9 protein-coding genes and 1 pseudogene are annotated in these 9,371 nt (G+C 74.1%); 3 read left to right on the top strand and 7 right to left on the bottom strand.

The window, feature by feature from the left end; all coding sequences use genetic code 11:
• The 3 genes and pseudogenes from ACWEN3_RS10290 to ACWEN3_RS10280 all read right to left on the bottom strand — a co-directional run.
• Positions 1-1,763, bottom strand: a pseudogene (locus ACWEN3_RS10290) (ATP-binding protein); the annotation flags it as partial.
• Between the two features lie 269 nt (positions 1,764-2,032).
• Complete coding sequence (locus tag ACWEN3_RS10285; protein ID WP_452968119.1) at positions 2,033-2,356, bottom strand: STAS domain-containing protein; 324 nt, start codon at positions 2,354-2,356, stop codon at positions 2,033-2,035.
• 156 nt (positions 2,357-2,512) lie between these two features.
• Positions 2,513-3,361, bottom strand: a complete 849-nt coding sequence (locus ACWEN3_RS10280) for a 3-hydroxyacyl-CoA dehydrogenase family protein (RefSeq protein WP_452968117.1) — start codon at positions 3,359-3,361, stop codon at positions 2,513-2,515.
• 529 nt (positions 3,362-3,890) lie between these two features.
• Here ACWEN3_RS10280 and ACWEN3_RS10275 point away from each other — a divergent pair.
• Positions 3,891-4,463 (top strand): cob(I)yrinic acid a,c-diamide adenosyltransferase, encoded by a 573-nt coding sequence (locus ACWEN3_RS10275; protein ID WP_452968114.1) that lies wholly within the window; start codon positions 3,891-3,893, stop codon positions 4,461-4,463.
• Positions 4,464-4,465: 2 nt separating this feature from the next.
• Here the strand turns inward: ACWEN3_RS10275 and ACWEN3_RS10270 are convergent, their stop codons facing one another.
• From ACWEN3_RS10270 to ACWEN3_RS10255, 4 genes are read right to left on the bottom strand one after another with little or no spacing between them, the layout of a single operon-like run.
• The gene (locus tag ACWEN3_RS10270; RefSeq protein ID WP_452968111.1) at positions 4,466-4,699 is read right to left on the bottom strand and encodes a hypothetical protein; all 234 of its coding nucleotides are present in this window, start codon (positions 4,697-4,699) and stop codon (positions 4,466-4,468) included.
• The gene (locus tag ACWEN3_RS10265; RefSeq protein ID WP_452968109.1) at positions 4,699-5,106 is read right to left on the bottom strand and encodes a hypothetical protein; all 408 of its coding nucleotides are present in this window, start codon (positions 5,104-5,106) and stop codon (positions 4,699-4,701) included. The genes ACWEN3_RS10270 and ACWEN3_RS10265 overlap by 1 nt, the downstream gene beginning before the upstream one ends.
• 55 nt (positions 5,107-5,161) lie before the next feature.
• On the bottom strand, positions 5,162-6,625 hold the full coding sequence (locus ACWEN3_RS10260) for a sensor histidine kinase (RefSeq protein ID WP_452968106.1): 1,464 nt from the start codon (positions 6,623-6,625) through the stop codon (positions 5,162-5,164).
• Complete coding sequence (locus tag ACWEN3_RS10255) at positions 6,622-7,326, bottom strand: response regulator transcription factor (RefSeq protein WP_452968104.1); 705 nt, start codon at positions 7,324-7,326, stop codon at positions 6,622-6,624. The genes ACWEN3_RS10260 and ACWEN3_RS10255 overlap by 4 nt, the downstream gene beginning before the upstream one ends.
• A 180-nt stretch (positions 7,327-7,506) precedes the next feature.
• On the opposite strand from ACWEN3_RS10255, the gene ACWEN3_RS10250 reads away from it, so the two are divergent.
• Together ACWEN3_RS10250 and ACWEN3_RS10245 are read left to right on the top strand one after the other, a co-directional pair.
• The gene (locus tag ACWEN3_RS10250) at positions 7,507-8,667 is read left to right on the top strand and encodes a sensor histidine kinase (RefSeq protein ID WP_452968102.1); all 1,161 of its coding nucleotides are present in this window, start codon (positions 7,507-7,509) and stop codon (positions 8,665-8,667) included.
• A complete protein-coding gene (locus ACWEN3_RS10245) occupies positions 8,664-9,305 on the top strand; it encodes a response regulator (protein ID WP_452968099.1) in 642 nt (213 codons plus the stop codon). Before ACWEN3_RS10250 ends, ACWEN3_RS10245 begins: the two co-directional genes overlap by 4 nt.
• Positions 9,306-9,371 lie beyond the last annotated feature (66 nt).

The raw sequence follows: 9,371 nt of genomic DNA, 5'->3' as shown, positions 1-9,371 counted from the left end.
ACGGCGGCTCCGACATCCTGGACCTGCCCGCGGGCCCGCCGCTCGGCCTCGGCTACCTGCCGTTCCAGTCCGTCGAACTGGAGCTGGCCGAGGGCCCGGCGGCCGGCGACGGCGCCCCGCTTGTCGGCGAGCGCGCCACGCAGCCCGATGGACGCCTCCAGCTCGGCGCGGGCCCGGTCCAGCTGCCCGCCGAGAAGCGCGAGGACGCCCAACTCGTGGTGGAAATAGGCTTGTTCGGTCACCAGGCCGGCCAGCGCGGCGGCCTCCGTGCCGGAGCGCAGGGCCCGCTCCCAGGCGCTCCAGTGGAGCCCGGCGGCGAAGGCGGGCGCGGCCGTGCGGGCGAGCCGTACGGAGCCGCTCTCCTCGCCCTCGACGGGCGGCACGGTGTCCGGGACCACGGCCGTGAGCGCCGCGAGCACCGCGTCGGCCTCCGCGCACACCCGCTCCGGAGCCACCGAGGGATGGCCGGCCCACCAGGCGTAGTGGGCGCCGGCGGTCGCGGCCTGGGCCGTGGCGTCGTCGGCGTACCCGGCGGCCTCCAGCTGGGCCTGCACGCCGGCCGCGAGGCGGTAGCGGGAGCCGACCGGGGAGACCAGTCCGCAGCCCGCCAGCTCCCCGAGGGCGGCGTCCGCGTGGGTGTCGCCGACGAGGGCGGGCAGATGCGCCTGGTGCGGGACCTCGCCGCCCAGGGCCACCGCGAAGCGGAGGGTGGCGCGGGCGGATCCGCTGAGCCGGGAGGCGAGCAGCGGGGCGGGGGCCGCGGCCTCGCCGAGGGAGGGCAGCGGGACGTTCTCGTCCGCCGTCCCCAGACCGGCGCCGACGGCGGGCCGTACGTCCTCGAAGACGCCGTACTCGTCCACCGCACCGGTGTCGGCCCGCAGTTGGTCGCGCTGCCGGAGCAGTGCGCCGGCCTGGACGAAGCGCAGCGGCAGTCCCTCGGACTCGAACCACAGGTCGCCCGCCCAGTTGGCCTCCTCCTCGGTGAGGACCCGGCCGACGGTCCGCTCCAGGATCTCCACGCCGGCCGCGCGGTCGAGGCCGCTGAGGAAGACCTCCTCGACGTCGGAGCCGGCGGAGGGGGCGGGCACGTCCGGGGTGGCGGCGAGCAGGAACGCGCACTCGGGGGTGGCCTCCAGCAGCTCGTCCAGGGCGGCGGCGCCGAACTCGAGGTCGTCCAGGACGACGACCGCGCCGATCTGCCCGAGGAGTCCCCGCAGTTCGTCCTGTTCGGGACGGTGCCGGGGGGCGTCGTAAACGGCGCGGAAGAGGTCGAGCAGCAGGTCGCCCGTGCCGCGGTGGTAGCCGTTCAGGCGCACCACGCCGTCGGGCGCGAGGTCCAGGCAGTCCTCGGCGACCAGGTCGAGGAGGGCGGTGCGGCCGGAGCCACCGGGGCCGGTCAGGCGAACGGAGCGGCCGCGGGCGAGCAGGCGGACCAGGCGTTCGCGTTCGTCCTGGCGTTCCAGGAGGGAGAGCGGCGGCTGGGCGGGTCCTGGCGGCACGGGGGGCCGGGCGGCGCGCTCGGCCTCGGTGCGCTCGGTGGCGGTGCGCTTACGGGGCCTGCCCGGGCGCTCGGTCGGCGGGCAGGGCTCTATCTCGCTGCCGTCGACGGGGTTGACGGTGAGCAGCAGGTCGCCCGAGACGAGGTGCGCCGTGCGCACGGGCGTGGGCGCGCTCGGGACGAAGTCGGAGCTGAGGGAGTCCCGGGGTGGGCGGCGGCTGTGCGCCTGGCCGTGGTCCTCGGGTCCCGGGCTGATCGGGTCCATAGGTTCAAGCCCCCCAAAAGCGTCGTGTGCACGTGATCCGGCCCCTCCCGGCCTGCTGCACACCGCGCTGTCGCTTCTGGTCCGGGCCCGCTCGATCGAGGGTTGCGAGGTGGCGGGCGACCGAACCCTAAACCTTCGCTCAGTATCTACGACAGTGCGGGGTGCCGCGCGGTCCGAGACGTCACAGTCCGGTGAGGATTGCCCACGGCGCACGGTCGGTCGGCTGCGCCCGCGTCTCCCCCGTCGCCCGGTTCACAGCGGTGCGCCCGTCACACACGGGGCAGTGCATCGACTCCGATGCCGCCCTCGATGGCGAGGATGCGGTGCAGCCGGGTGGCCACCAGCAGGCGCTGCATCTGCAGCGGTACGCCGCGCAGCACCAGACGGCGACCGCAGCGGCCGGCCCGCCGGTGGGCACCCATGATCACACCGAGGCCGGTGGCGTCCCAGGAGTCCAGTTCGGACAGGTCGAGCACCAGGTCGCCGACTCCGTCGTCGACGGCCGAGTGCAGGGCCGTACGGGCGTCCGCCGCGCTGCGGACGTCGAGGCGGCCCCCGACGACCAGCTCGGCGTGGTCGCCCCTGATGTACATATGCGCTCCCCGTTGAGTGCGGTTGGCGTCTTTCGTGACGGTGCTGTGCACCGTCTGACTCCGTGAGTGGCGGTGCGGTTGCTGCTTGTAAGCGAACCGATACCGAATTCACCCCTGAGAGTGAATCTCCGGGGTAAAGGTCGGCAGCCGGCCGCCTCAGTACTTGTAGAAGCCCTGCCCGCTCTTACGGCCGATGTCACCGGCGTCCACCATCCGGCGCATCAGCTCCGGCGGGGCGAACTTCTCGTCCTGGGACTCGGTGTAGATGTTGCCGGTGGCGTGCAGCAGGATGTCCACGCCGGTGAGGTCGGCGGTGGCGAGCGGGCCCATGGCGTGGCCGAAGCCGAGCTTGCAGGCGAGGTCGATGTCCTCGGCGGTCGCGACGCCCGACTCGTAGAGCTTGGTGGCCTCGACGACGAGGGCGGAGATGAGCCGGGTGGTGACGAAGCCGGCTACGTCGCGGTTGACGACGATGCAGGTCTTGCCGACGGACTCGGCGAACTCCCGTGCGGTGGCGAGGGTTTCGTCGCTCGTCTTGTAGCCGCGGACGAGCTCGACGAGCTGCATCATGGGCACCGGCGAGAAGAAGTGCACCCCGACGACCCGCTCGGGGCGCTCGGTGGCCGCCGCGATCTTGGTGATCGGGATGGCGGAGGTGTTGGAGGCGAGCACGGCGTCCTCGCGCACGAGCTTGTCGAGCGCGCGGAAGATCTCGTGCTTGACCTCCAGCTTCTCGAAGACGGCCTCCACGACGATGTCGGCGTCGGCGGCGGCGTCCAGGTCGGTGGTGGCGGTGATACGGGCCAGGGCCGCCTCGGCGTCGGCCGCCTCCAGCTTCCCCTTGCTCACGAACTTGTCGTACGAGGCCTTGATGCCGTCGGTGCCACGCCCCAGCGCTTCGTCGGTGACGTCACGCAGGACGACCTCCCAGCCCGCCTGCGCGGCGACCTGGGCGATACCGGACCCCATGAGACCGGCCCCGATGACGGCGAGCTTCCCTGCCACTCCGACTCCCTCTCCCGCTTTGGACGTCTGCTTCTTCGGCGGACCATAGCGCTCCGGAGCGGCTGTGTGACCGGTAAGTAACGCGCGTCACGTCTCAACTGACGGACATCACACCGGCAGCGGTACGAGGAGCCCAAAGGGGTGCTTTTGTCCGCCCCGTTCGCCCCGGAATTTCCCGGCCCGCTTCAGCACGCCCGCGCGGAGGGGCAGTTGGGGCGCGGCCGCTCCCGACCGCCCGGCAGGTCCTCGATGCCGTCGAGGAGAACGCCCAGGGGGGTGGAGCGGACGCGGGTGACGCCGCGGCCACGTCGCCCTGCTCCCGGCGACCCTCGCCCCGGCCGGCCGGACGTGCTCCCGTGCTTCGTCCCGTTCCGCCACCGGGTGGACGCGGTGCGCGACGCCTGTGCCGGCCACCACGTCACCGCCCGCCCGCTCCACGGCGTCCTCGTGGCCGTCGGCTCCGCCGCGGTGGCCGTGACGACGGGCACACGAGTGTTCCGGACGGCCGGAGCGTAACTACGCTGGCCACATGGTCAATCTGACACGCATCTACACCAGGACCGGCGACAAGGGCACCACGAGCCTCGGTGACATGAGCCGGGTGCCCAAGACGGACCTCAGGATCTCCGCGTACGCGGACACCAACGAGGCCAACGCGGTGATCGGCGCCGCGATCGCGCTGGGCGGTCTGGACGAGGCGCTCGTCCAGGTCCTCACCCGCGTGCAGAACGATCTGTTCGACGTGGGTGCGGACCTGTCGACGCCGGTGGTGGAGAACCCGGAGTTCCCGCCGCTCAGGGTCGAGCAGTTCTACGTCGACCGGCTGGAGGGCGACTGCGACCGCTTCAACGCCGAGCTCGAGAAGCTGCGCTCCTTCATCCTGCCCGGCGGCACGCCCGGCGCGGCCCTGCTGCACCAGGCGTGCACCGTCGTACGCCGGGCCGAACGCTCCACCTGGGCGGCCCTGGAGGTGCACGGCGACACGATGAACCCGCTCACCGCGACCTACCTCAACCGCCTGTCCGACCTGCTGTTCATCCTGGCCCGCACCGCGAACAAGGCCAGGGGCGACGTGCTGTGGGTGCCGGGCGGGGAACGCTGAACTCAGTTCCCGTCGCCGGCCGCGTCCCGGTCGGCGGCGGCGGCCGCGGACTCGGCGGCGTTCACCTTCTTCTCCATGTCCGCGTACCCCGAGGGCGTGCCCGCGGGTGCCGGTGACGTGGACGCGGTGGCCGGCGCGGCTCCCGGGGACGCGCCGTCGCGGTGGGCGCAGCCCGAGGTGAGGGACACCAGCACGGCGACCGCCGTGACCGCGAGCGCCGGTCCCCGGGCCCGCATCAGCCGGCCGCCTTCCCGTTGTCGTTGTCCTGGCACCACGTCCTGACGCCGGCCAGGTCCTTCTTCCGCTGCTGCAGGTTCGCCCGCAGCGAGGTGCGGAAGTCCAGGCGGTTCTGGAGGTAGGTGGCGATCTCGGTGTGGCCGGCCTTCTTGGCGTTGTCGATCCGCTTCTGCAGCCGCGCCACCGAGCCGCGGGTGCCCGCGCCGGCGTCGAGCCGCTTCAGGGCCCGGTCGATCCGCCTGTCGATCCTCGGCGCCCGCTTGCACAGCGCCTTGGCCCCGTCACCGGCCGGCTTCGCCGCGGGCGTGCCGTCGGCCGCGACCGCCACCCCCGCCGTGCCCGCCGCCAGGGCGGCCGTCACGGCGAGCCCCGCGAGCAGGGTGCGCGTCCGTCGTCGTGCGTCCATCTGCCTCTCCGTTCGCTTCCCGGGCGGCTGCTTCGTCCGCCCCTCGCGACGCAGGCTAGGGACGGTCCTTGGGGAAACTCTGTGACCGGTTTGCCCCGGCTGTGCCGATCAGCCAGTCCCGGCGGCCGGGCGGTCCGTCGCCGCCCGCGGGCAGCCGGACCTCGAAGCGTGTCCCGGTGCCGTGCGGACCGTCCGTCACGGTGACGCTCCCCCGGTGCAGCGCCGCCTGCTGGGCGACGAGGGTGAGGCCGAGGCCCGACCCGGCGCTCCGTTCGCCGCGCTGGAACCGCTCGAAGATCCGCGCGCGGTCGCCGGGAGGTACGCCAGGACCGTCGTCGTCCACGGTGATGAGGACCTGGTCGGCGTTGCCGCGCACGCCGACCCGCACCCGCGCCCGGCCCCGCGGGTCCCGGCCGTGGGCGAGGGCGTTGCCGAGCAGGTTGTCGAGCAGCAGCCTGAGGCCCGGCTCCCATGCGTGCACGGTGAGCCCGGGCGCCGCGTCCAGGGCGATACCGGCGTCCGGGGCCCGGCGGCGGGCGTCGGCGACGGCCGCGTCGGCGACCTCGGACAGGTCGACGTCCTGGAACGCCTCCGCCTCCACCAGGTCCCCGCGGCCGAGCTCGCGCAGCATCACCAGCAGGCCGAGCAGCCGGGCGTGCTCGCGCCGCAGGTCGCCGAGGACCTCGCCGCGGTCGGGCTCCGGCAGGCCGGGGTGGGCGGCGAGGATGTCCAGATTGGTGCCCATGCTCATCAGCGGGGTGCGCAGTTCGTGCGCGGCGGCGGAGGAGAAGGACCGGGCGGTGTCGAGGGCCTCGGCGGTGCGGGCCGCCTGTTCGTCGTAGCGGGAGAGCACGGTCCGTACGGTGGCGGCCAGCTCGTCCACCTCCCGCACCCCGGTGCGTTCCTCGGGGAGCCGGGCGGTGCTGGTGCGCGGGTCGAGGCCGGCGGTGCGGCGGGTGAGGCGGCGCAGCGGCCCGCTCACCCCGGTGGCCAGGCCCCAGGCGAGCAGGCCGGACAGGGGTGCGGCGAGCAGCGCGGTGAGGTACACCCGGCCCCGGACCAGGCGGAGTTGGGCGCGGTCGGCGGTGTCCGGCGAGAAGACCCAGAGCGTTCCGGAGACGGTGGCGCCCTTCAGGGGCCGGGCCAGTGCCCGCCAGCTGCGGCCGCCGCCGGAGACGGTGACGGGTCCGGCGGCCGGTGCGGGCAGGGCCACCGCGGGGCCGGGCTGGGGGCCGCCGCTGAAGACGTCGTCCGCGCCGACGACCCGTACGCCGACGTCGAGGGCCGCGCTGTACAGCTGCCGCTCCTTGGTGTCCGCGGCCTTGGGCCGGCCGTTCTCGGTGGCCCGCAGCAGGGCCCGGGCCTCCGGGGCGACGGCCACCGCCTGCCGGCGCAAGTGCTGGTCCTCGGCGCGGTGCAGGTCGCGCGCGACCAGGTTCAGCAGCAGCCAGCCGCAGGCCAGCACCAGCAGCGGAACGCAGGCGCCGACGGCGAGGCCGATGCGGGTGGAGAGTCTCACGGCGTGTCCCTGGGTTCCCTGAGGACGAATCCGACGCCGCGCACGGTGTGGATGAGCCGGCCGCCGCCCGGCGCCTCCAGCTTGCGCCGCAGATAGCTGACGAACGTGTCGACGGCGTCGGTGCGCACGTCGACGTCGTATCCCCAGACCCGTTCCAGGAGCTGGTCGCGGGTGAGGACGAGTCCGGCGTTGCGGGCGAGCACCTCCAGGAGCTCGAACTCACGCCGGGTCAGGTCCAGCGGCCTGCCGTCCCGTTCGGCGATCCGGGCGGCCGGGTCGATCAGCAGGCCCGCCACCCGTAGCACGTCGTGGGCCGCCGGCGGCCTGCGGCGCAGCAGGGCGCGCAGCCGCAGCACCAGTTCCTGCAGGGCGAAGGGCTTGACCAGGTAGTCGTCGCCGCCCGCCTGGAGCCCGGCGATCCGGTCGGCGGTCTCGTCGAGCGCGGAGAGCATGAGTACCGGCAGGTCCCGGCCCGCGCGGCGGAGCCGGGCGCACACCTCGATGCCGCTCATGCCGGGCATCGACACGTCGAGCACGACGACGTCGGGCGGCGCGTCCTCGATCGCCGCCAGGGCCGCCGGCCCGTCGCCGGCGGTCCGCACCGCGAAGCCGCTCAGCCTGAGCCCCCGTTCCAGCGAGCGCCGGATCGCGGCGTCGTCGTCCACCACCAGCACCGCGCCGGGACACACCGTGTCACTCATGCGCCCTCCTCGTCGCCGGGCCAGCGTACGGCCCTCGGCGCAACGCGTCACAGGCGCCCACGGCTGAGCCGGCGGCGGCCGCCCGCCGGGCGTCGGCGAGGCCGTCGTAAACGAAAGGTGTAGTCCCGGACCGTTCCCGGGGAGCAGGCGAGGGGGCAGGAGGCCGTGTTGGATGGGGACATGACCGTACGACCGTCCCGCCCGCACCGGTTCGACGTGTGTCTCGCGGCCGGCGGGCTGGTGGGCGGGGTCGCCCTGTGGGCGCTCGGTCTGCACGCCTCGGGCAGCGGGGTGCTGGGGGCAGCCTGGGGGCTGATCCCGCTGACCGTGATGGCGGGCCTGGAGCTGCTGCGCAGGACGCGGCCCCAGCCGGCGCTGGTCGTCGGCACCTTCGTGCTCGCGTTCGACATGTTCACGCCCGGCAACGCGGCGACGATCCTGATGTTCACCGACCTCGCCTACGCGGCCGTGCTGTACGGCTCACCGGCCGCCGCCCGCCGTATCCCGGTCACCACCGGTGCGGTCAGCCTCGCCGTGACGCTCGCCTTCCTGATCTGGTGGCGCGAGCCCCAGGCGCTGCTCGTCGGCCTCGGTTCCGCCGTGGTCTCCTTCGGCCCGGCCGCCACCGGCGCGCTGGTGCGCGACCACCGCGAGGCCGCCGAGGCCGCCCGGCTGCGGGCCGAACAGACCGCGCTGCTCGCGGAGATGGACCGGACGCAGGCGGTCACCGCCGAACGCGCCCGCATGGCCCGCGAACTGCACGACATGGTCGCCAACCACCTTTCCGCGATCGCCATCCACTCCACGGCCGCGCTGTCCCTCGACGATCCGGACACCTCCCGCGAGGCCCTGGCCGTCATCCGGCACAACAGCGTCGACGGGCTGGCCGAGATGCGGCGGCTGATCGGCATCCTGCGGGACAGCAGCGGTGACGTCGAGCCGTCGGCCACCCCGACCCTGGACGGCCTGGCCACCCTGGTCGCGGGCGCCCGCGCCAACGGCCTGGACGTCACCCTCGACGCCGGCCACGGCCCGGTGCCCTCGCCCGTCGAGCTGGCCGCCTACCGGATCGTGCAGGAGTCGCTGACCAACGCCCTGAAGCACGCGGCGAAGGGGCGCGTCGACGTCGTCCTGCGGCAGGCGGAGGGCACCCTGCGGGTCCGGGTGACCAGCCCCTACCGGCCCGGTGACACACCCCGCGCCCCCGGCTCGGGCGCCGGGCTCACCGGGATGCGGGAGCGGGCCGCGCTGCTCGGCGGCAGTCTGGCCGCCGGGCCCGACGGCGCCCGGTGGACCGTACGCGCCGCGCTTCCGCTCACCGAAGGAGAGGTCCCCGCATGATCCGTGTCCTGGTCGCCGAGGACCAGTCCGCCGTACGCGCCGGACTGGTCCTGATCCTGCGCAGCGCGCCCGGCGTCGAGGTGGCCGGCGAGGCGGCGGACGGGGAGGGGGCGGTGGAGCTGGCACGGGAGCTGCGGCCGGACGTGGTCCTGATGGACGTCCAGATGCCGCGTCTGGACGGAGTGTCGGCGACCCGGCAGATCGTCGAGGAACGGCTCGCGGACGTCCTCGTGCTGACCACCTTCGACCTGGACGAGTACGTGTTCGGGGCGCTGCGGGCGGGGGCGTCGGGGTTCCTGCTGAAGAACACGGAGGCGAAGGACCTGATCGACGCCGTGCGGACGGTGGCGCGGGGCGAGGGGACGATCGCGCCGGCCGTGACCCGGCGGCTGATCGCCGAGTTCGCCGCGGGTCCCGGGCGGGGGACGAGGACGGACCCGGCCGTGATCGAGGGCCTGACCCGGCGCGAGCGCGAGGTGCTGTGCTGCCTCGGCGAGGGCCTGTCCAACGCGGAGATCGGGGCCCGGCTGGCCATGGCCGAGGGCACGGTGAAGACGCACGTCAGCCGGCTGCTGGGCAAGCTGGGCCTGCGCAGCCGGGTCCAAGCGGCCGTTCTGGCCCAGGAGTTGGGGATCTAGCGGGCGTGCAGAGGAGTGGTCCAGACCTATTGACCGATGGTCCAGACCTTTCTACTCTCGCAGCAC

This window comes from Streptomyces sp. NPDC004561 (genome assembly GCF_053602155.1).
Note: the sequence above shows the minus strand (reverse complement) of the source record. Positions and strands in the feature narration are given on the sequence as shown.

What these genes read in the sequence shown, in the direction of transcription:
- ACWEN3_RS10275 (WP_452968114.1), top strand. Translation starts at nt 3,891, where the DNA reads ATGGTCAATCTGACACGCATCTACACCAGGACCGGCGACAAGGGCACC.
- ACWEN3_RS10250 (WP_452968102.1), top strand. Translation starts at nt 7,507, where the DNA reads ATGACCGTACGACCGTCCCGCCCGCACCGGTTCGACGTGTGTCTCGCG.
- ACWEN3_RS10270 (WP_452968111.1), bottom strand. Translation starts at nt 4,699, where the DNA reads ATGCGGGCCCGGGGACCGGCGCTCGCGGTCACGGCGGTCGCCGTGCTG.
- ACWEN3_RS10255 (WP_452968104.1), bottom strand. Translation starts at nt 7,326, where the DNA reads ATGAGTGACACGGTGTGTCCCGGCGCGGTGCTGGTGGTGGACGACGAC.
- ACWEN3_RS10245 (WP_452968099.1), top strand. Translation starts at nt 8,664, where the DNA reads ATGATCCGTGTCCTGGTCGCCGAGGACCAGTCCGCCGTACGCGCCGGA.
- ACWEN3_RS10265 (WP_452968109.1), bottom strand. Translation starts at nt 5,106, where the DNA reads ATGGACGCACGACGACGGACGCGCACCCTGCTCGCGGGGCTCGCCGTG.
- ACWEN3_RS10285 (WP_452968119.1), bottom strand. Translation starts at nt 2,356, where the DNA reads ATGTACATCAGGGGCGACCACGCCGAGCTGGTCGTCGGGGGCCGCCTC.